This window comes from Chordicoccus furentiruminis, from assembly GCF_019355395.1.
GTDB lineage: Bacteria > Bacillota > Clostridia > Lachnospirales > Lachnospiraceae > Chordicoccus > Chordicoccus furentiruminis.
Genome location: NZ_CP048829.1, coordinates 898,076 through 918,965 on the forward strand (window position 1 = coordinate 898,076; position 20,890 = coordinate 918,965).

At 52.1% G+C, this 20,890-nt stretch carries 25 protein-coding genes; 8 read left to right on the forward strand and 17 right to left on the reverse strand.

The features are described from left to right. Positions 1-238: 238 nt before the first annotated feature. From G4C92_RS04190 to G4C92_RS04225, 8 genes are all read right to left on the reverse strand, one after another. Positions 239-1,375 carry a 1-propanol dehydrogenase PduQ gene (locus G4C92_RS04190; protein ID WP_274941348.1) on the reverse strand — a complete coding sequence of 379 codons (1,137 nt, stop codon included), beginning with the start codon at positions 1,373-1,375 and terminating at the stop codon, positions 239-241. A gap of 344 nt (positions 1,376-1,719) precedes the next feature. Continuing rightward, positions 1,720-2,271: a DUF2284 domain-containing protein gene (locus tag G4C92_RS04195; RefSeq protein WP_274941349.1), complete on the reverse strand. Its 552-nt coding sequence runs from the start codon at positions 2,269-2,271 to the stop codon at positions 1,720-1,722. Positions 2,272-2,363: 92 nt separating this feature from the next. Next, entirely contained in the window at positions 2,364-3,275 is a 912-nt protein-coding gene (locus G4C92_RS04200) for a hypothetical protein (protein ID WP_274941350.1), read from the reverse strand. Positions 3,276-3,645: 370 nt separating this feature from the next. Beyond that, entirely contained in the window at positions 3,646-4,617 is a 972-nt protein-coding gene (locus G4C92_RS04205) for an SDR family oxidoreductase (protein WP_274941351.1), read from the reverse strand. A 104-nt stretch (positions 4,618-4,721) separates the two neighbouring features. Then, complete coding sequence (locus G4C92_RS04210) at positions 4,722-5,489, reverse strand: nucleoside phosphorylase (RefSeq protein WP_274941352.1); 768 nt, start codon at positions 5,487-5,489, stop codon at positions 4,722-4,724. A gap of 191 nt (positions 5,490-5,680) precedes the next feature. Next, on the reverse strand, positions 5,681-6,667 hold the full coding sequence (locus tag G4C92_RS04215; protein ID WP_274941353.1) for an alpha/beta hydrolase family protein: 987 nt from the start codon (positions 6,665-6,667) through the stop codon (positions 5,681-5,683). Between the two features lie 152 nt (positions 6,668-6,819). After that, positions 6,820-6,909 (reverse strand): hypothetical protein, encoded by a 90-nt coding sequence (locus G4C92_RS04220; RefSeq protein ID WP_274941354.1) that lies wholly within the window; start codon positions 6,907-6,909, stop codon positions 6,820-6,822. 44 nt (positions 6,910-6,953) lie between these two features. Beyond that, on the reverse strand, positions 6,954-7,418 hold the full coding sequence (locus tag G4C92_RS04225) for a pyridoxamine 5'-phosphate oxidase family protein (protein WP_274941355.1): 465 nt from the start codon (positions 7,416-7,418) through the stop codon (positions 6,954-6,956). A gap of 121 nt (positions 7,419-7,539) precedes the next feature. Between G4C92_RS04225 and G4C92_RS04230 the strand changes: the two genes are divergently transcribed. Both G4C92_RS04230 and G4C92_RS04235 read left to right on the forward strand, forming a co-directional pair. After that, positions 7,540-8,061 carry a hypothetical protein gene (locus tag G4C92_RS04230; RefSeq protein ID WP_274941356.1) on the forward strand — a complete coding sequence of 174 codons (522 nt, stop codon included), beginning with the start codon at positions 7,540-7,542 and terminating at the stop codon, positions 8,059-8,061. 383 nt (positions 8,062-8,444) lie between these two features. Next, positions 8,445-10,046 (forward strand): MFS transporter, encoded by a 1,602-nt coding sequence (locus tag G4C92_RS04235; protein WP_274941357.1) that lies wholly within the window; start codon positions 8,445-8,447, stop codon positions 10,044-10,046. A gap of 45 nt (positions 10,047-10,091) precedes the next feature. Here the strand turns inward: G4C92_RS04235 and G4C92_RS04240 are convergent, their stop codons facing one another. From G4C92_RS04240 to G4C92_RS04255, 3 genes are all read right to left on the reverse strand, one after another. Next, entirely contained in the window at positions 10,092-10,565 is a 474-nt protein-coding gene (locus tag G4C92_RS04240; RefSeq protein WP_274941953.1) for a GNAT family N-acetyltransferase, read from the reverse strand. A gap of 48 nt (positions 10,566-10,613) precedes the next feature. Next, positions 10,614-11,687 (reverse strand): histidine phosphatase family protein, encoded by a 1,074-nt coding sequence (locus G4C92_RS14885; RefSeq protein ID WP_330654785.1) that lies wholly within the window; start codon positions 11,685-11,687, stop codon positions 10,614-10,616. Between the two features lie 110 nt (positions 11,688-11,797). After that, positions 11,798-12,190 carry a zinc-binding dehydrogenase gene (locus G4C92_RS04255; RefSeq protein ID WP_274941358.1) on the reverse strand — a complete coding sequence of 131 codons (393 nt, stop codon included), beginning with the start codon at positions 12,188-12,190 and terminating at the stop codon, positions 11,798-11,800. A gap of 17 nt (positions 12,191-12,207) precedes the next feature. On the opposite strand from G4C92_RS04255, the gene G4C92_RS04260 reads away from it, so the two are divergent. Then, complete coding sequence (locus G4C92_RS04260) at positions 12,208-12,432, forward strand: hypothetical protein (RefSeq protein ID WP_274941359.1); 225 nt, start codon at positions 12,208-12,210, stop codon at positions 12,430-12,432. Positions 12,433-12,570: 138 nt separating this feature from the next. On the opposite strand, the gene G4C92_RS04265 is transcribed toward G4C92_RS04260, so the two are convergent. Then, entirely contained in the window at positions 12,571-13,980 is a 1,410-nt protein-coding gene (locus tag G4C92_RS04265) for an ATP-binding protein (protein WP_274941360.1), read from the reverse strand. A gap of 192 nt (positions 13,981-14,172) precedes the next feature. On the opposite strand from G4C92_RS04265, the gene G4C92_RS04270 reads away from it, so the two are divergent. After that, positions 14,173-15,237 (forward strand): glycoside hydrolase family 5 protein, encoded by a 1,065-nt coding sequence (locus G4C92_RS04270; RefSeq protein WP_274941361.1) that lies wholly within the window; start codon positions 14,173-14,175, stop codon positions 15,235-15,237. A 12-nt stretch (positions 15,238-15,249) separates the two neighbouring features. Here G4C92_RS04270 and G4C92_RS04275 read toward each other — a convergent pair whose 3' ends face one another. After that, complete coding sequence (locus G4C92_RS04275; protein WP_274941362.1) at positions 15,250-15,396, reverse strand: LacI family DNA-binding transcriptional regulator; 147 nt, start codon at positions 15,394-15,396, stop codon at positions 15,250-15,252. 321 nt (positions 15,397-15,717) lie between these two features. Here G4C92_RS04275 and G4C92_RS04280 point away from each other — a divergent pair, with 321 nt between their 5' ends. Together G4C92_RS04280 and G4C92_RS04285 are read left to right on the forward strand one after the other, a co-directional pair. Then, on the forward strand, positions 15,718-16,581 hold the full coding sequence (locus G4C92_RS04280; protein WP_274941363.1) for an EamA family transporter: 864 nt from the start codon (positions 15,718-15,720) through the stop codon (positions 16,579-16,581). A 587-nt stretch (positions 16,582-17,168) separates the two neighbouring features. Further along, a complete protein-coding gene (locus G4C92_RS04285) occupies positions 17,169-17,666 on the forward strand; it encodes a MazG nucleotide pyrophosphohydrolase domain-containing protein (RefSeq protein WP_274941364.1) in 498 nt (165 codons plus the stop codon). 28 nt (positions 17,667-17,694) lie between these two features. Here G4C92_RS04285 and G4C92_RS14890 read toward each other — a convergent pair whose 3' ends face one another. From G4C92_RS14890 to G4C92_RS04300, 4 genes are all read right to left on the reverse strand, one after another. Beyond that, positions 17,695-17,910 (reverse strand): radical SAM protein, encoded by a 216-nt coding sequence (locus tag G4C92_RS14890; RefSeq protein ID WP_330654846.1) that lies wholly within the window; start codon positions 17,908-17,910, stop codon positions 17,695-17,697. A 130-nt stretch (positions 17,911-18,040) separates the two neighbouring features. Beyond that, on the reverse strand, positions 18,041-18,361 hold the full coding sequence (locus tag G4C92_RS04290; protein ID WP_274941365.1) for a type II toxin-antitoxin system RelE/ParE family toxin: 321 nt from the start codon (positions 18,359-18,361) through the stop codon (positions 18,041-18,043). Beyond that, a complete protein-coding gene (locus tag G4C92_RS04295; protein ID WP_274941366.1) occupies positions 18,358-18,621 on the reverse strand; it encodes a prevent-host-death protein in 264 nt (87 codons plus the stop codon). The genes G4C92_RS04290 and G4C92_RS04295 overlap by 4 nt, the downstream gene beginning before the upstream one ends. Before the next feature lie 141 nt (positions 18,622-18,762). Beyond that, a complete protein-coding gene (locus tag G4C92_RS04300; protein WP_274941367.1) occupies positions 18,763-19,329 on the reverse strand; it encodes a TetR/AcrR family transcriptional regulator in 567 nt (188 codons plus the stop codon). Between the two features lie 127 nt (positions 19,330-19,456). Here G4C92_RS04300 and G4C92_RS04305 point away from each other — a divergent pair, with 127 nt between their 5' ends. Further along, positions 19,457-20,251, forward strand: coding sequence for a DUF1295 domain-containing protein (locus tag G4C92_RS04305; RefSeq protein ID WP_408611759.1), 795 nt, complete (start codon positions 19,457-19,459; stop codon positions 20,249-20,251). Beyond that, on the forward strand, positions 20,236-20,742 hold the full coding sequence (locus G4C92_RS04310) for a hypothetical protein (RefSeq protein ID WP_274941369.1): 507 nt from the start codon (positions 20,236-20,238) through the stop codon (positions 20,740-20,742). Before G4C92_RS04305 ends, G4C92_RS04310 begins: the two co-directional genes overlap by 16 nt. Positions 20,743-20,890 lie beyond the last annotated feature (148 nt).

The following is a 20,890-nucleotide window of genomic DNA, read 5'->3' on the forward strand; positions in this document are numbered from 1 at the left end:
CAGTCAGCAAAATTCATGGAGCTACGTCGCCCATCCGAATTACAAAACACATTGTGCTACAGCGCACTCTTGTGTTTTCGCCAAAAAATGGAATATGAAACTGTCAGATTTATATAATTCTACCGAAGGCCGGACGGGATGTCAACCGGTACTGAGCACATATTTTTTTTTGCCTCACCGTTCCCGTTCCATCCGGTTCTTCGCCCGCGGACGCGCAGCGCTCCCGCTGAAGAAGTGCTCAGAGAAGCTTTCCTCTGTATGCCCTGCGGTAAATATCCTTGATCTGCTCAAGCGACACTTCCCTCGGGTTGGACGCGGTGCAGCGGTCCGCAAGTGCGGCGGCCGCCATATCGTCCAGCTGCTTCTCGAAATCCTCCTCGCTCACGCCTGCCGCGGCGATCGTGGACGGCATATTCATCCGCTCGATATATCTCTTTCCCATCCGGATCAGCGTCAGCGCGCTCTGGCGGACGTTCGTATCCTCCACATGGAGGCACCGGGAAATCAGGGCGTACCGCTTCGCCGCCGGCGTGAGCTGATCCATGCAGCCCGCGTTGAAGCTCATCACATAAGGGAGCAGGATGCCGTTGGCACGGCCGTGCGGGATATGGAAGTGAGCACCGAGCGCATGCGCCATGCCGTGATTCAGACCGAGTCCGGAGTTGGCGAACGCGATGCCGGCCATGCAGGAAGCGTGATGCATCTTCTGCCTTGCCTCCAGATTCTGCGGATCCCTGTACACGGTCAGAAGGTTCTCACCGACCAGCGTCAGCGCTTTCTCCGCCATCGCGTCGGAGAAGTCGTTGTGCTCCTTTGAAACGAACGCCTCGACCGCATGCGTGAACACATCGACGCCTGTATCAGCCGTCACGGAAGGCGGCGCACTGACAACAAGCTGAGCATCCAGAATCGCGATGTCCGGAAGAAGGCTGGCATCGATCAGCGGATACTTCGTCTCTGTGGACTTGTCCATGATCACGGCGAAATTGCTCACCTCGGAGCCGGTTCCGCTCGTGGTGGGAATCGCGATGAAGCAGATCTTCTTAAACTTCTCGTCGATCCGGCGTGCGATGAAGACAATCGCCTTCGCCGCGTCGATGGACGCGCCGCCGCCGAGGCAGATCACCGTATCCGGCACGAAGGCAACAAGCTTCTCCACGCCCCCGGTCACCACGCCGAGATCCGGCTCCGCCGCCACCTCGGAGTATACCTCATACTCCTTTCCCGCGCGGTCCAGTCTGTCGGTGACGTACTTCACCTTGCCGCTGACCGCCATGAAGTGATCCGTGACGACGAATACCTTGTTCATATTCCCGGTAAACTCGTCCAGACCGTCTCCCAGCACAATGTTGGTTCTTACTGCGAATCGTTCCATGTCTGTCCCCCTTTGTCGGTTTTTCTGAAGCCCAGCCGGATCTGCCCGGCCGTCGGAGCACGCCCGGAGTTACCCCCGCCGGCCCGGTTATCATCCGGCCCGTCCGGCGTCTCTTAAACCAGATGCGTATGCGCCGCTTCTCATCGCGTAAAAAAAGCGTCTTAAACAGGCTGATCCGCTCGTTCAAAACGCTGCATCGCATTCAAAAACTGTACAATAAAACTGAAATCGCTACGTCGCTTTTCAGTTATATTAACTTATAAAAACGATACATCCGACGGAACCATTGTGTCAAGCCGAATCTCATGATTTCCGCAAATTCTGTCGGATACGCCCCGCACCCGTCAGCTGTGCACCAGAGACGCGATCGCGACATGGTACTCCGGGAGGCCCCCCTTCTGCCAGAGCAGCGGCATATTGAGCACCTCCGAGGCCACGCCCACCAGATTGAAGCCGAGGCCGCTGTAGGAGTACCTCAGCTTCTCCGGAAAGCGGCAGGGTTTTCCCTCCGGTCTCGTGCAGCGGTCGCAGACCTCGCATCGTCCTGCCATGATCGCGACAGAATCCGGGAAGAGCGTTTCCAGCGCAAGCAGCGCTTCCAGAAGCTTTCGCTTCGCTCTTCCGTAGTTCAGCTGGCAGAGTCTGTCCGCAAGCTCCGGCGAAAGAGCAGCCTTCCGGCGCGTCTCTCCGTCATAGATTACCTTCACCCCGATGATTTCCACGGTCTTCCGGTCTCCGACCAGCGTCTCCGCCTTCGGCGCGCCCGGCGGACAGGACCATCTGTTTCCGTACTCCGGGCACTCTCTGCATGCGGGGATAAACCGATCCGGGTCACAGTAGCGGCTCATCCACTCGCTGACCGGCATCGTCACCACCCTGACTTCTGTCTCATACATCGCAAGCATCCTCCGGTCTTCTTACTCTTCTCCGATTGTATCACAATTCCCGCATTCCGGCGAGATCCCGCAAGGGCCGGCGTTCTCTCCCGTCACTCGCCCCAGGCGTCGTAGTAGTAGTCCTCCGCCTCCTCGTAGTCGTCGAACAGGTCCTCATTGTCATAGTAGAAGTCTTCCGGATCATCGTAATCGTAGACATCATACGGATCGTTGTCATCATAATCGGGGAGGCTGCGCGGAGAATCGAAACCGGCGGCCGGAGCGCGGCCTCTGCCGGAGCTGCTCGAAGGCTGCTCGTCCGAATAATACACCGGACCGGGTGTCACCTTCGGCTCGTCCTCCTCGCCATCCGGCGGGCCGGCGTAAAACCTTGTCCCGTTCCGGTAGTAGGAGTACGCCTGCCACGCGTCCCGGTACTCATACTTCTTCGTCTTCAGACAGAAATGCTCCGGTCCCTTCACCGCTTCTTCCTGAAACCCCACATACCACATATCTCCAACGACGCTGTCCTCTTTCACCCGTTCCATGTCATCCGACAGCCTTGCCTTAAATACCGACTCCTCCGTCTCCGCCAGCTGCGCCTGCACGGCCGCCATCAGATCATAGATATCCCGCCGGGACATCCGGTCGAGCGCATCATCCGCCTCAATCGTCACCTCACACTCCGGCGGCCAGTACAGATCACAGTTCCCGCCGCTTTCCGTCTTCAGCTTCTCCTCCGACGGAATCTTATCCGCCTCAGGGTACTCCACCCGGATGGACGAAAGATCCAGCTTATCGGACCCGTGAAGATGCTTCAGGTCCTTCGCCAGCTGCTCCGGGTAATCCTTCTTCATCACCTCGTCCGTCCGCTCCGTCAGATCCGCGTAATAGGCTCTGTTTCTTCTGTCCCGCACGCCGCTCCGGATATCGCTGATCAGCTCCGGGACGAGCCTCACAAGCAGCATCAGCGCCAGCACCGCCAGCAGGCCGATTCCGATCCGACGCTTCCAATCCTCTGACATTTACGCCGCCTCCCTCATGCAACGCCGCGATGGGCAGCCCCTGATAAACCGGATGAAGCATCCGCCGCCCTTTCCGGATCCGTCCTTTGCGGACACCGATAGGAAAAGAAACGGTCACGCTTCCGCTGCAATAAGCCGCAGATCCGCAAAATAGTCCTGAAGCTGTCCCGCGTACTTCGATTCCGCTATGGCCTTTGCGCGGGATTTCATCCGGTTCTCCGCTTCCTTCGTCATCCTCCACCATGTGGATACAAGACACTTTCCTGCTGCACTGAACCGGCGTCAGCAGCAGTTCATACTCGCTTCGGTTTCCGCTTTCTATCCTGCTCTCCATCCTGACTGAGTCTTCCATTTCAATGTTCTTCTGTTCTTAACTATCATTGGACCGTGTCATCGGCGTTCGGTTCATCTCTTCCAAATATTCTTGCAAAGCGAATTGAACGCTCCTCAATGTCTCACTTCTGGTCGAAACAAGAACGGCGGAGCCTGGCCTGGGCGCTTCTCTCCCATATGAAGATCCGTCAACCGGCCGAAGTGAAACCGGAACATCCATCAAATGAAAGTATAAAGCTGCAGCCTCATACCAGCTCATCGGATCTGCATTAACAAAATGATAAATTCCGCTAAACATTTCATCCTCAAAAGACGCAGCTAAGGCGCGTGCCACATCTTTTGTGTACGCAAAACAGCCTCTTTCATCTGCCACAACGTTCAAAGCACCATTCTTCTTTGCTGCCTTGCTGATCGCTTCAAAAAAGCTCGGTTTTGAATTTCTGCTCATCCCACAGGGGCCAAACAAGTTGGATACCCTAATGACACAGCCGTTTAATCCATCTTTCATTCGTTCAATAATCGATTCTTCTCCGAGCTGTTTCGTCAAGCCATAAAAATTAATCGGAGATGGTTGATCATATTCCGTGTAATACTTTTTTGTTCCCGAAAACACATAGTTTGTTAAAAAATGTATGAGCTTTATTTTGGATTCCTGGCACAGCCGAGCCAGACAGTCCACCAGCCTTACATTGAGCATAATGGCCTTTTTTTGCTCACTTATGCGGTGTTCACAGGCATCCACGTCATTGTATGCCGCAGTATTGATGATCACCGTCGGGGGCAGATCTGCTATTTTCGTCTCCAGACGATTCAAATCCGTCAGATCACAGTCTGCTCTTGTCCAGGGATACAATTCACCGGCACCATTTATCTTTAATTCACGAACAATCTGACTTCCAAGGTTGCCGTGCGATCCCAGCACCAATATTCTTGATCCCGAATGATTTTGCATTTCCCCCTCCCATCCTGCCGCGCCCGGGGATTTCCCCTGCGACAGTATCTGCATCATGCATGTTGGTTTCCTCACCTCATACCATACGCTGCATCATTCTCCCTTGCTCTTTACAAAATCGTTGAAATTAGGGGCACAGAATCTTTTCCAAACGAAGAGGCTTACAGGAGTTTCACCGCCTCCATGCACAGCTGCAAAGCGATTTCTCTGGAACCATCTCCGGAGCCGCGTTCATCATACTGGTTTACGTTGGCGAGTGTATCCCCGGCATACAGCAGTTCGCCCCACTCTGCGCCTCTCATCTGAGCGCAGGCAGCCAGCGCAGAGCACTCCATCTCCACGACAGAACAGCCTTCCTTCTTCCGGTACAGCACCTTTTCACGCGTCTCACGGAAAAATCCGTCCGTTGACCATGTCATGACTTCAGTGAAAGAAAATTCATACGCCGTGAGGATCTTCTCAATGGCTTTGCTGACACGATCCGAAACATGCACAAAACGAGATGGCGGCAGATAATGATAGGAGGTCCCTTCATCCCGGAGGGCCTTCACGGGAATCAGGAATTTTCCTTCGTCTATATCTTCAAGAACGCCGCAGGAGCCGGTACTGACGATCTTCTTTACACCATATCCGATCATCCAGTCAAGGATCTGCACAGCGGCCGGCGCTCCGACTGGCGCCTGCATCAGACACACCTGCACGCCGTTCAGATCAAGCACATACACCGGATACGGCTTTGTCGCTGAGACAAAATGGCTGACTGTTTTCGCATGATGCTTTTCCGCGTACCGGTCTACCGTATCTTCCAGAAAGGCAAACACCGCTCTTTCAGGAAGGTTCATGTCGAGACGCTCATGATCCGGCATCAGAACAGAGAAAGGATAATCATCATATTCCAGAATGGGGATGGGATTTTTCACTAATGCCACTCTGTGTTTCCTCCGTTAGCCTGCATCAGGCCAGTAAAACGCCCGGTTGACGGCCTGCTTGATCATAGGTATCCCGCCGGAGCATCCGATCGAACGCATCAGCCGCCTCCACTCCGATGGTTCGAACATCATAAAACCGGGCTGAACAAAACAGGCAGCCGCAAAGAGTACGGCTGCCTGTTCCTCTCCATTTATGCCAGCGGTTCAGCGGCACCTGACGCGGACGAATCAGTTCCGGACTCGCCCAGCGTGGCCGCAAGGAACGTTCCTGTCTCTTGGATGGCATCTTTCAGACTGTGCCGGTCGTCTTCCGAAAACACGTTAAAGGTATGATCCATGCCCTCGATCGGATAAAGAACCGACGCCTTGTTCTGATTCGTCTCGCAGATTCGCTTGGACCAGACCGGATCAACATCCTTGTCCTCTGTCCCGTAAATCGCGCAGACAGGTCCTTCAAAAGCAGAAAACACCTTCAGAACATCCGTGTTCTTCACGTCCTCGCACCACTGAAGCGATACTTCCGACGGATCGCGGAAATCATATTCCATGGTGAAATACCCGTTCTGCTTTGCTTCCGCATAGTTCTCATCGCTGAGCATGTCAGACAGATCCGGCGCGCCGGCCCATGTCACTACGCTCTCCCAGTCGTCCGGATGCTCACCTGCCGCCAGCAGGGCATCTGTACCGCCCTGAGACCATCCCATGACAGCAAAATCGCGGATGCCGTACTGATCCGCAAGATACTGCCTCGCAGTCATCGCGTCACTCACAGCAGACGTGAAGTCATACAGCTTGTCGTCAGCCTTGGAATCGCCATAACCGGGGAAATCGATGCGGACTGTCGCGACGCCGAACTGTTCCGCGAGGATCGGAGCGGCTGTCTTATATCCGTCTCCGGCCTCATTCTTCGTGGACCCCGTGCCGTGAAGCATCACAACCGCACCCCTCACATCTCCCTTCGGCATACCGATGATCGCCGGAATCTCATATTTTTCCGACGGAATCATCACATACGATTCCTCATAATCGGCGGTCGACGGGTTCAGTTCGTCACTGATGCCGGATTCCGTGCTCTCGGTCGCTTCCGCACTCTCCGCCGCAGAATCATCCGCCCAGGCGGATACGTTCATCGTCACGGCAAGGCCTGCTGCCAGCGCAAAGCAAATCACTTTTTTCATCATCCTGTCCCTCCTTTGCATGAGATCCGGCGCCGGGCATCGCTTCTGTTCCGCGCCCTTGGCTGTGTCGTATCGTTTTTATTATACACGTGTACAGACAAGCATGAAAATCACTTTCATACAAACATCGGACCGGAGATATCAAAGTGCCCTCACGGTCTTCTACTCATGATCTTCTCAGTCCATCTGCCCTTTCTCTCCGCTTTCTTCACGAGCAGATCGTAGATCTTCGCAAACTTCATAGCAAAAACCTTTTCATTTTCCATGGCTCATTCTTTCTCCGCCGTCATTTTTCATGAACCCGCTTTCCCGTCATCCGGTCGATGGTCATCACAAGAACATTTGCCTTCTCTCCGGACTTCACGACCTCTTCCTCCGCCTCTTCCGCAGTCGGATAAAACTTCAGGGCGAGCTTCCGGCAGATATCCAGCGCCCTGCCGCGATCCTCAACTGCCTCAATGCGGCCCAGACAAACGACGCTCCGAATCGTCAGCGCCCAGTCTCCTTCTCTTCTGTACCCTTCATCCATCGCCGTGAAGCAGACCTGATTGCTGCTCTTCATCAGATCGATTTTCAGTCCCTGCTTCGCGCCATGGAAATACAGCCGGCCGTCCTCCTCGTTGTAGAGCTGGTTCAGAGGAATTGCGTAAGGATATCCGTTTTCGCCATGAAACGCGAGGATGCCTCTCGGCGCCTTTTTCAATATGTCAATGCATTCCGACTCGGTTATTTCCTGTTTGAATCTTCTCATCCTGCGAAATTCATCCATCTCAAAATCTCTCCTTTTCATCGTTCAGTCAGCTGTATCAGGTCACGGATCAGTTTCTTTTATCAATCGCAGCACCATTCCCATGTAGCCAAGAACCGGATACATGAAACTGATCAGCTTTTTGAATCCTCCGAAACTGCAAAGATATCCTGCAGCCGTTACGGAGATCATCATCACTCTCATTCTCTTTCTGTTTCCTCCGGAAAACCTTCTTGCTATGGCAATAATAAAGGGAAAAAGCCGTATTGAAAATCAAGGCAAAAATCGTAAGTGCATAAACGAACGCCAGTGCAGGGTGAATATCATTTACGACCGCAAGCATCGGCATATCCGAATCTTTGACCGCCTCAATGTGCGCGAACAGAGAAAACGATGCAGCAAGAACAATCATTCCAATCATGAGTCCGCCAAGAAGCCCGCCCATTATCCATATGATAAGCGCAAAGCTCTGCAATCCAAGCAGCGTACCTGTTCATGGAAAAAACCGATGCGATACCTCCGTCGACAGCGGCTTCTGGCATCTTACGGGCAAAGCTCTCCCCTTCTTCCTCAAAATATTTTAGCATCTTTGCCGCAAAGAAGAAACCTGTCTGCAAATGTCGGCACGAATCCGTCTGTCGTATAGTGAATCGTGGTTCCCGTTTCTGACGTCACAGTAAGATTCTTATTTTCCCGGACGGAGTCTTCGTGTGCCAGAATCTGTTATCAGTTCTATCATTTCCAGCTCTATATCTGCCTCTGTCCGGCAGAGTCAAAAGACACATTGTTCACATGCTCATTCTCTGAAGCAGACGTCAACAAGCGCCCTCCCGCCAAGCTGCAAAAGCGCCTTCCGTTTTCAGACAATCGGGGTTATGCTATCGTAAAGAGCGGAAAAAACATAAGACGAAGCGTAACACCGTATGGTTCGGCGCAGCCATGCACCTCGCGAAAAGAAGAGGAAAGAATCAGACTGCATCGGCGGACGAAAATAGCCGCTCTTAAATAAAACAGCAGAGGGGTATTGCGATGAACAGAAAGACGTATCCGGTTCCGGCTCCGATGACGGAGGAAGAGCATCAAAAGGCAATGAAGCGCAACCTCCGGGCCTATCCCGTCGGAACGGTCGGGCGGGATATGATCTACCAGCTCTTCACGAACTACATTCTGACGTTCGCACTCTTTACGCGCGAGCTCTCCGCCTCCCAGCTCGCCGCGATCACCGGCATCATGATCGGCGCCCGGATCTTCGACGCATTCAACGATCCGATCATGGGAAATATCATCGAGAGTACGCGCACCCGCTGGGGCAAGTTCAAGCCCTGGCTGCTCGCCGGGATTCTCTCGACCTCGCTGGTCGTCATGTACATCTTCAACACAGAGCTTACCGGATGGCCGTTCATCGCCGCCTTCGGCATCTGCTATTTTCTCTATAGCATCACCTACACGATGCACGACATCTCCTACTGGGGCATGGCGCCCTCACTCGGCCGCGACGCCGACTCCCGGAATCAGTTCACGGCGCGCGCGACCTTCTTCGCCGGCATCGGCGCGACGCTGGCAACCGTTGCCATACCCGCTCTGACCGCCGGCAGCGGCACCATCGGCGGCAATGCCCAGACAGCCTACGGCATCCTGGCCATCGCCGTCTGCGTGTTTGCGCCGCTCTGCCTGTGCGTGACCATCTTCGGCGTAAAGGAGGATCTGTCCTATCAGGCGGAGGAGCGCCCGAAGGTGAGCTTCCGCACGATCCTCACGACGATCTTCGGCAACCGCCAGCTCGTAATCGCGGCCCTCATCTTCCTGCTCCAGCAAATCGGCAGCCAGATCATAATGGGCGGCGTCGGCTCGACCTATATCTATTTTGAATTCGGCTACAACGGCGGACTTTATTCTGTCTTCACCATCGTCGGCATGGCCGCGACCGCCGTTCTGATGATCGGCTATCCCGCCATCTCCCGCAAAATCGACCGCAAGCCGCTGATGGCCGTCATGATGATCGTCTCCTCCGTCGGATACGTCCTGCTGCTCGTATCCGGTCTTTTCCTGCCCGCGGCGTCGACCGCCAAATTTGCCGGCATCACCGTCGGATACATGCTCTCGAATTTCGGCTCCTACTGCTTCTATCTCGTGATGATGATCTCGATCTTCAACACGGTCGAATACAATGAGCTGACACGCGGCTTCCGCGGTGAGGGTATCATCACGTCACTGAGACCTTTCATCACCAAGGTGGCGTCGGCTGTCATCGCCGGCATCACAACACTCACCTACGTCTCATGCGGCGTGCTGCATTACACGAACCGGATTTCCGCCTGCGAGCAGCAGGCCAATCAGGGTAAAATCGGCGTCGCCGCGAAGACCGCCTCCATCGACGCGGTGATCCGCGAGGTCGGAAGCGGACAGAAAACCGGTCTGCTGCTGGTGATGTCCGTCGTACCGTTCCTCTTTATGCTGCTCGCCTGTGTGCTTTATGAAAAGAAATACCGCCTCGACGAGGCGACCTACCGCCAGATCTGCGATGTCATCGAAAAACGCAGGGCAGGAGCGGAAGCGGAGGGCCTGACAGAGGCGGAATACATCAGAAAATACGGAAACGGAGCGGAACAAATCCCGGGGCTGCGGCCGTGACCCGAACTGCGCGGCCGTCACCTCCCCGTCACGGCCGCGCATCATTCACTTCAGGATATACTCCATCCGCCGTTCCTTGGTCTTCATTCCCATCTTCTCATAGAACTTTTCCGCGGCCGTATTGCCTTCCCACACATTGAGCTGCACCTCATAGCAGCCCAGACGCTTCGCCTCTTCCTTCACAAAGGCGAAAAGGCTCTCCCCGACATGCTGCCCCCTTGTTTTCTCATCGACACACAGGTCATCGATGAACAGCGACCGGAACGGCACCATGTTGTTGGAAAATGGCTGCTCCCGCAGCTGGCAGAACGCGTACCCCACGCACACATCCCTTTCATCCGCCGCGACATAGATCGGATTTTCATCATCCCGGACCATCTCCCGGAGCTCATCGTCCGTGTACTTTGTCGTCCCGGGAATAAAAATATCCGGCCGGATCCCCGCATGAATCTGCAGCACCTGCTCCAGCAGTACATGCAGCCGCGGAATATCCTTCTCTGATGCTCTTCTGATCTGTATCATCCCGATTCTCCTCTCCTGTTCTGTGCGTCTTTGATACGCTGCAGATCACTCGCTGATCAGCCCTTCTTCCAGTACGCTGACAAACCGTTCAAGCCCTTCACGGTCTGCGCTGCGGAACCGGTTCAGCACCGGACTGTCAACATCCAGTACGCCATACAATCGGCCGTCCAAATGGACTGGAATAACAATCTCGGACCGTGAATCACGATCACAGGCAATATGTCCCGCGAATTCATGAATATTCTCCACAACGACTGTCCGGTCTTTCTCCGCCGCCGCTCCGCACACGCCCCTTCCGCGCGGAATCCGGACACAGGCCGTTTTTCCCTGGAACGGCCCGAGCATCAGCTCGTCTCCACTGGCCATATAGAAACCGGCCCAGTTGAGCTTCGGCAGTGTCTGATACAGAAGCGCAGACGCATTGGAGAGGATCGTCACATCCGAAGCGACGCCTTCCATCAGACTCTGAAGCCGTCGGCAGAGCAGATCATAATCCGCTCGGCAGTCCGGAACAATCCCATCAAACTGATACTCCACGACTTCCGCATTCTTAATGCCAAAGGCCGCGAACTCTTCATTGCTCATGTCCCGGAAATACGACTCGATCATGCGGCTGATGCCATTGTGCGCGACCAGCAGATAAGTCTTCTCCGGTTCTTTCCGTATATCATCGATCAGGTTGTAAATCCGCTGCGCCAGCCTCATCATGGATTCTCCGCCGCCATAAGAATCAACGAAGTTCTCCTTGGCTTTGGCAAATTCCGCGCCATTCCTCGCCGTTCCCTCCCATTTACCGAAGTTCTGCTCCGTGAGGCGCGGCTCGGCTTGTACCGGCACTTGGATGATCCTGGAAATCTCCACAGCGGTATCATAAGCACGGGACAATGGAGAGGTGAGGATCTCATCGATATGGATTTCCCCGTGATCGATCTTATCCCTGAGAATCCGTCCGGTCACTCTTGCCTGTTCATGTCCCTTGTCAGTCAGCGGGCTGTCTGTCGCTCCGCATATTTTATTTTCCACGTTCCAGACGGTCTGCCCGTGCCGGACAAAATAAAAGTGAGACATATTCACCTCATTTCCTCTCTTCGCCTCTCCCGGAGCGGATCGGTTTGGCATTTCATCATGCCTCCTGCGGATGCCTCTCCAGTCACTCCATACTATCCAGACTTTCGTGCAGCGGCTTTCCGTCACGGTGATCACTTCGTTTGTGTCTGAGATATGTCATATTATTGCTCACCCACTGTGATAATTGTCTTACCTTTGGACTTCCCCTGCTTCACCTTGGTAAGCGCCTTGTTGATCTCCTCTAAATCATAAACGGTATCAATCGATGTTTCCAGTGGATGTTCCTTATCAAACAGCCTGCCGATCCTGTCTAACTGGCTGCCATCCTCGTGCACGAACAGGAAGTCATAGGTCTGTTTTTTCGCTGCCGCCATACGGTCATATTGACTGCCTGCCAGCTGGAAGAGAAGCCGCTTGAATAGCGGCATGCCGTTTCTTCTGGCGAATCGTCCGTTCGGCAGTCCGCGCAGGGAAACCAGGTTTCCGCCTTCTTTCAGCACCCTGAATTCATTCGGAAGCTCGCGATCGCCCAGCGTATCCAGGACATGATCCACATCAGAGCCACGTGGAGGTGACAACACTCATCATCCCGGGGAAAAATGATACGGATGAGGAAATCGGAAAGATCGCCAGGTGGCTTGCTTCTCTTCCGTCGAAGGAGCCGATCGCGCTTCATATCACCCGGTATTTTCCGAGATGGAAGCTCAAGACGCCTGCTACGGATGTGCAGAAGGTTTACCACCTTGCGGATGTAGCGCGTGCGTATCTTCCCCATGTCTTCGTCGGGAACTGCTGAGGGAGATGATCTCAGAACGAACGGATCAGACCTCCGATTCCTTTTTCTTCAAAAATCTGTTTGTAAGGATCCGCCTCCTCACGGATCAGGTTGTCCAGTTCCCGCATGCCGAGAAGTTCGTTCATGGTGCCTGGCACCTTATTTCCACGAGCAGATGGCAGCCATATCCACGAGCAGACAGTCAGAAGCCTTTTTCTTCACAGTATCAGTAAAGCCGGCTTTCGAAAAAAGCGCATAATGCGGCTTTCTTTTTCCCTGTATGATCGTGCATCTGTATTTCAGGGTTTCATATACATCGTACGTAATCGGATCCGTCTTCCACTTACATTCTCCGGCCAGAATCTCGTTGTCATTCATAAACACAACATCGATATCCGTCTGTTCTTTTCTTTCCGGATCTGTGCCCCACCATTTTCCAAATTCTGTATAGAGTTCTTTAATGGTGCCATTCACCATCATACGCTCAATATACTGCAAGCTCACGGTTTCAAACACCTGCCCGAAAAAATCAGACAGATGCGGCTCGATAATGGAATCATATGCCCGCTCGCCCATTCCCATCTCAATCAGCGACAGTGTTTTCGGAATGAAAAGGAACCAGAAGCGGTACAAATTGTCCTTGAGTCTGTATGTCACTTTGCGCGTTGAACGTTCTCCGACCGGATGACATTTTTCGATCACATCGAGAGAGCTCAGATTAGAAAGATAGTTTGCCAGCATATTTCTCTCTTTCCCGACTTTATCCGCAATCTCATTCTGTCTTCCGGCGCCGCCTGCAATAGCAGCAATGATATCATAATAGGCTGATGGATCCCTGAGTTCCTGCTTCAGAAGGTTCTGCGGCTCTTCCCGAAGATGTCCCCCGGGAGTCATAAACTCCGAAATGACGGCATCGCGGAGACTGGTGAATTTTGAAAAGAAGTACAAGTATTGTGGTACCCCGCCGCAGACACCATATGCCAGAAGTTTTTCCTCATCTGACCATGACGGGAAAAACTGTATGCTCTCGTAATAGGAGAGTTCCTTCAATTTAAACTGGCATGTCCTTCTGCCATAAAGCGGACTCTGGTACCCCAGAACCTGCTTCTCCATAAAACTCATGGAAGAACCGCATAAAATCAAAAACAACTGAGAATCCTTCCATTTGCCATCTATAACTTTTTGAATGACAGAAGAGATCTCCGGCATTTTTTTTGCCAGATACGGATATTCGTCAATAACAAAAATGAACCTTTCCTCTGAGGCAGAGCCAATATAATCAAAAAGTGTTTCCCACGAAGGAAAAACAGCTCCCTTGGGCATTCCCGTATACTTCGTAACATCAAGGACTATTTTTGAGCATGCCTTCAGCTGCTCCTCAGGATTCTGCTCCGTAGCCATATAATAAGCAGCCCTTTTATCCCGGATGAACTGCCGGATCAAAGTTGTCTTGCCGATTCTGCGTCTCCCGTAAATAACCGGAAACTGAAAGCCGTTCATCGAATAATACCTGTTCAGATCCGCAAGCTCTCGTTCTCTTCCGATAAAATGCATCTGCCAATCCTCCATCCGAGCACAATAGTCAGTTTGTAAAATGTCTTTTTTAAAAATGACACATTACAAACTGACTCAATGATACCTCTGACAAACAAATTCAGCAATACTGACAACTCTCTTTTGTATTCTTTAAAAAGCGGAAAAGTGCAATAATGTCAGTAACAGCGATCGTGTCATCATATAGTCACAAAGCGAGGCTCTTTCATGAAACCAAATACAAACACTTTCCTGACAAAAAAGCGAAACGCTACTGTCCGTTTCACATTTCTCTCATTTCTGACCGTCATCCTGATTTCATTTCTAGCGATACCGGTCCATACAAGGGCAGATGCATCTTCTGAAGACTCCTCTCCCGCCGCCCTGACCGCCCACGGCGCACTCTCCATCAGGGGCGGAAAGATTGTCGACCAGAACGGAGAGCCCTTCCAGCTGAAAGGCGTCAGCACACACGGCATCGCCTGGTTCCCGCAGTATGTGAATGAAAATGCATTCCACTTCATGCGGGACAACTGGGGCATCAATCTGGTGCGTCTTGCCATGTATACCGATGAAAACGGCGGCTACTGCACCGACGGGAATAAAGACGAACTGGAGTCGGTCATCGACAGGGGCGTTCAGGCGGCGACTGATCTCGGCATCTACTGCATCATCGACTGGCATGTGCTCCACGATCTCACGCCGGTAAAATACCAGTCGCAGGCTGAGGATTTCTTCGGCCGCATATCGCAGAAATATAAGGACAATGAAAACGTTCTCTACGAGATCTGCAATGAACCGAACGGCGGGACCACCTGGCAGGAGGTGAAGTCATATGCAGAAGACATCATCCCCATCATCCGGAGAAATGCCCCTGACGCGCTGATTCTTGTCGGGACGCCGAACTGGTCGCAGAACGTGGACGAAGCGGCCGCCGATCCTCTCACTGATGTCACGAACGTCGCCTATACAATGCATTTCTACGCCGCGACGCACAAGGACGATCAGCGCCAGAAACTTGAAAATGCCGTGAGCGCCGGTCTTCCTGTCTTCATCTCCGAATTCAGCACCTGCGAAGCCTCCGGGGACGGAAAGGTCGACACCGAGTCGGCGGATGCCTGGAAAGATCTGATCAATCAATACAACCTGTCTTATGCGGACTGGAACCTCTCCAATAAGGACGAAAGTTCTTCCATCCTGCTGCCTTCCTGCACGGGCACGGACGGGGGATGGACGGATGCAGATCTGTCCCAGACGGGACTTTATCTGAGGAGCATGCTTGCAGGAAAATAAAAAATCGGGACTTCATCTCCTGGTGATCTGTTCCCTTAATTCATCTGAGGAATACTTATGACCAGGATCATTCAGGACCCGAGATACAGTAGCAATGGAAACGCCGGCTTCATTTGCAATTTCTTTCAGAGACATAAGATCACATCCTTTTACAGCCATTTTCTGCATGCTATCTATGGGCTTGATAAAATTAGTTTCTCTCTGTCAGGTTCTATTCATATATTTCCTATTAATTTAGTATTAATTTCGGTGAATTATACATCTTTACGAACCGAATTGCAAGATATTGAGCGCCGACAGTTTTGAGATTCATCTCTCAATCCAATTGATCACCGCCCTGTTTGTTCATCGCGATGTGATGCTCTGTGGAATTTCACCATAATGGCAGCACTTTTTGCGATCTGAATTGTTCGTATTGCATTCTTCGATCTCTGGAAATATGATGAAAATATCAGGATACAAAAGAGGGGGAAATTTGTGATGTGGGTTCTGTTTGCATTCGGTTCCGCGCTGTTCGCCGGACTGACGTCGATTCTGGCCAAATGCGGGATTAAGGAAACGGATTCGGATGTCACGACGGCGATCCGCACGATCATCGTGCTGATTTTTTCCTGGCTTATGGTCGGGATCGTCGGATCTGCACCGGGCATTTCAAATCTCAACACAAAGACATGGGTCTTTCTGGTTCTCTCCGGCCTTGCCACAGGCGCATCATGGTTATGTGATTTCCGCGCTCTGCAGCTCGGAGACGTGAACAAGGTTGTGCCCGTCGACAAATCCAGCATCATCCTGACCATCCTGCTGGCGCTGATCTTTCTGGGTGAACCGGTTTCATGGATCAAGGGAGCGGCCATCGTCCTGATCGGCGCCGGTACATTTCTCATGATCGAGAAAAAGGTCGTCTCCGGCAAGAAACAGGAAAAGAAGAGCTGGTTCCTTTATGCCGCTCTCTCCGCTGTGTTCGCATCGCTGACATCCATACTCGGAAAAATCGGCATTGAGGGAGTCGAATCCAACCTCGGCACCTCGATCCGCACCGGTGTCGTGCTGGTGATGGCGTGGCTCATTGTCATCATCAGAGGGAAGCAGAAAGCGCTGAAGTCCATCCCGAAAAATGAACTCGGTTTCATCTGTCTTTCGGGCCTGGCTACCGGGAGTTCCTGGCTCTGCTACTACAAGGCGCTGCAGGAAGGCCCTGCCAGCGTGGTTGTTCCGATCGACAAGCTGAGTATCCTGGTGTCGATCGCCTTCTCAGCGATTGTCTTCAAGGAGCGTCTGTCGAAAAAGGCAGCTTTCGGCCTTGTGCTGATCGTTGTCGGAACGCTGATGATGCTGATCAAATAACAATAAATACGGTACCGACAGAGATTCTCCGATCGGCTTTCCTGTTTTCCGTTCGAAAGTGTCGTCAGTTTCCCGACATCGTAGCCGGACGGGATCGTATGGCTCCGGTTGACGAGAATCAGCTTCCAGTCAGAATCCGAACTTACGGAACCTGTATCGGAACTTTTCAGGTTCACGGTCCATCTGCTCGCAGCAACCGCGATCACAATCAGAAAAACAGCCATGAGACCACGAAGAGAACGATGTTTCTTTCCTGTCCTCATAAAATGCATTCCTCCCAATCCACCATTGTGTGTGATGCATGGACATACGTTCTGCCTGTGACTTAGGCTCAGCGTCGTACCCCGCCTGATGCCCTTCACAACAGATGTCATTGTATATGTCCATCAAACAGATACTTCATCACCGGAATCGGTTCAAATAATTTTCGAAAGATCGTCATGTGCCTGAAAAAAGTCAATGTTCCTTCCTTTACCGGCTTCCTGTTGATTTTCTCCTGCACGTTTTGGACTGTACTTTCTGTCGTTTCAATGTAAGATGGTAGAAGTCGTACAGAATCAAACAGCCTTATTTTTACGAGGGACAAAATGAAATTATCAGGAACAGAAGAACTGATTGAAGTCGTGAAAAAGCTCCGCAGCGCGGACGGCTGCCCCTGGGACCACGCCCAGACTCATGAAAGCCTGAAGCCAACGTGCATCGAAGAAGCCGCCGAAGTAATCGGCGGCATCGATATTCTCAGTGCGACAGGAGACCCGGCAAATCTCAAGGAAGAACTTGGTGACCTTCTTCTGCAGGTCGTCTTCCATGCATCTCTGGCCGAGGATGAAGGTCTCTTCACCTTTGATGAGGTGGCTCGCGCCGCAGCCGAGAAGATGATCCGCCGGCACCCGAATGTTTTTGGGAAACCAACGCTGGATGAAGAAGGAAGACCGGTTACCGAATGGGCGGAAATCAAGAAGCTCGAAAAGAAGGGTCGGGAGTGGGAGGCCGATTATCTGCCGGATGCCTTCCGGGAAGCAAAAGAGCTGATCGATAAGGCGTGCAGGCGGAAGGAGATCCGGACAGGCAAGTCGAACGAATAATGAAAGTCGCTCGTCCGGATCAGCTGATTCAGCGATTTGTCATCACGACCGATGTGATACCCGCCTCATTGATCATCGGAATCTTCTCGAGTGTTTCCCGGAAGGATCCCGGTTTTCTGAACCAGTCATGCATCTTCTCCATCCCGTCGATTGAAAGCTGGTACTTGTCGCAGCCGCCTTCCTTCAGGCGTTTCAGATTTTCTCTTGTCAGATGAAACGGGTTTCCGAGAATTGTAAAGGGAATCTAAAAGTTCCATCAGTTTCCAGAAATCCGGATGGATGCGCAGGCCTGCCGGGACAAGAATTATCTGTCCGGAAATTCATTGATCACGCCCGCGTATCAAGCTCCGGAGAATGAATAGCAGGATCACACCTTATTGATCCGTTCCAAGATGCAGACACCGCATATAATCGCTGGCAGCAAACAGCACTCTGTCAACCAGCATTCTGTCTTCCTCTACTCGATAAAATGCCATGTACGCCTTAAATACAACAAAATAATACCCGGTAAACAGATCCTCATAATAAAGCGGCGTACCGGATTTCGGACAATCTGACTTTGCCTCGACTTTATCCATCAGATCATCCAGATATTTCTGTGTTGTGTCATAGTCTTTTGAAGCTTCAAAGACTTCGTTCCAGATCCGATCAAGATCCCGGATCGCGGTCGCAGAATACTCCACCTGATATTTCATGCGCGCTTACCATGGAAATACGCCCTGACATCTGCCTGAGACATATATCCTTCTTCCTCACCGGAGCGTCTGCCCTCATTCAGTTCACACATCAGGCGAAGCATCGCCTTCGTCTTCTCGAACTCGTCGTCCTCAGCTATATCACGGATCGTATATCTGCCTCTCCCGTTGACGGTAAGATATACAGGTGAACCATACGATACATTTTCAAGAACGGAATTGTAATTTCGAAGATCTGAAACCGGACTGATTTTTGCCATAATCTCTCATCCTTTCGAATCTTATTCTGATCATTATCTTACCATTCTGCGATGATGTTCTCAATATTTTACGAATTATTTTACGCAGAATATAGCGAAAGCAGATTGCAATATCCATATTCGGCATCATATCGGTTTTGATCAGATTCTGTTCAGTGACGTCGCAATCCTGGCCATCTCCTCTGGCGTCTCCCGCATATCGTGCGAAATCCAAAGAAGAAGGGACGCATAAATACCGCCGATCCGGAATGCATCGCGGTACATCTTTTCTGTTTCTTCCTGACGCGGCCAGTCACGCAGACTTCCATCGAAATGAAAATAATCCTTCAGAACATCCAGCAGTTCTCCGGACAGTCCGGCGCGGCTCAGCATCAGGATCTGCTGCTTATGTTTTGAAAAGGATCTGAAGATTGGCATGATATAAGAGTAAAAATCCTCCTGTCCGCCCCGAAACCATTCACGCGGGTTCTTCTCTTCTGCATCACTTCCGGATCTGCCATCTGTTCCGTCCAGAAGGCCTGCCAGGCAGCACCGGACCACCTCTTCTTTTGACCGGAAATGCCGGTAAAAGGTCGCGCGATGCAGGCTCGCCTCTTCCGCGATATCAGAAACCGTAATGTCTTTGTATTCTTTCGTCTTGAGTAATGCAAGAAGCGCCTGACAGATCAGGCTTTGGATCATGACATCGTCCAGATTTTTTCTTCGCATACATTCGTCAGCTCCAAAAAGCGACATCTTCCAATACATGTCGCATCTTTTCCTACTATATCACAAGAAAGTTGTAAACAGCGACATCTGTAGCTAAAATATTCATGATTGAATTTTATCGGAGGTGATGGCTTTGAAATTCCTGATACTTCTGCTTCTGGCCCTGATCGCCAGTTCCTGCGGTTTCAAGAAATACGTCTACTTTATTTCCATCGGATACGGTGCGGCCGTCGCCCTGATCGGAGCTGGCCTTCTGGTCATGTTCCGGGACGGGCTTACCATCGGAACAATCCTGCAGTCCGCTCTTTTCATCGCCTATGGCTGCCGCCTCGCCGGATATCTCACATTCAGGGAAGTGAAGACAAACTACAATCGGCGAATGAAAGGGGAAATCAAATCCGGCAAGGACATCTCTCTTGGAGGCAAGCTTGGCATCTGGATTTCAGCCGCCTGCCTTTATGTTCTGGAAACGTCACCGGTTCTGTACCGGCTGATGAACGGGAGCGGAACAGACGTACTCTGCATCGTCGGCTTTTGCATCTCTCTTGCGGGGCTTGTGCTGGAGACCACCGCTGATCTTCAGAAAAATGCAGCCAAAAAGGTCAACCCTCGCCGTTTTGTCGACACAGGTCTTTTCCGCCTTGTCCGCTGCCCGAACTATTTTGGCGAGATGACGTTCTGGACCGGAGTGTTCATCTCCGGCGTCTGCATTTATCAGAATCCCGTGCAGTGGATTTCGGCCATTCTGGGTTATGCCGGCATCATCTATGTCATGTTCGGCGGTGCGCGCCGGCTTGAAATCCGGCAGGACAAAAATTACGGATCGGATCCGGAATATCAGAAGTACAAGGCGAAGACGCCCATCATGATCCCCTTTATCCCTCTTTACTCGGTGAAGGAGCACAAATGGCTCGTCGCATAAAGAAAGACAGCTCCAGGGTGCCGGAAGGTTTCACGCTTTCCATGGCTGTCCTGGACTGCCTCCCCGTCCTGTTTTTCAGTATCAGCGCCTTCCGTCTTGCCATGGGCTTTCAGAGCGTCCTCTTCCGGATCGGTATCTTCTTCATCATCCTGGCCGGTGCGCTGAAAGTTTCATGGAAGATGGTCATCGCGCTTGCGAAAAAGAACATCCCCATCCTGAGCAGACAGATGCGCATCGTCATGCCGTTCGGATTTATCTTAAGTCTCCTGGCCCTCTTTCTTTCCCGCGCTGAATGGTCATTTCATTCCATCCTGGACCATTTCACCCGCCTGCCCTCGCTTTTTTTCTTCATCATGGGGATCGCCGGCATCTTTGTGATGGTCCGGTTCGCCGCGACAAAAGACCGCCTCGATGCCAGGTCAAACTGGAATGAGCAGGCCGTCAACGGCATCACCCAGTTCTGCATCATGGTCGGGATTCTGCTTTCATGACATCTTGCGTTTTTTGATTGAGAAATGCATACTGAAAGTTTCAGCTTCCTTGCTGAGATGCACGAGGTGCCAGGCACCGTGCCCACACGTCCCCGCACCGCTGAAGCGATACTGACCTCCTCTGCAGGAGATCCGGCGCCTGGCTTCG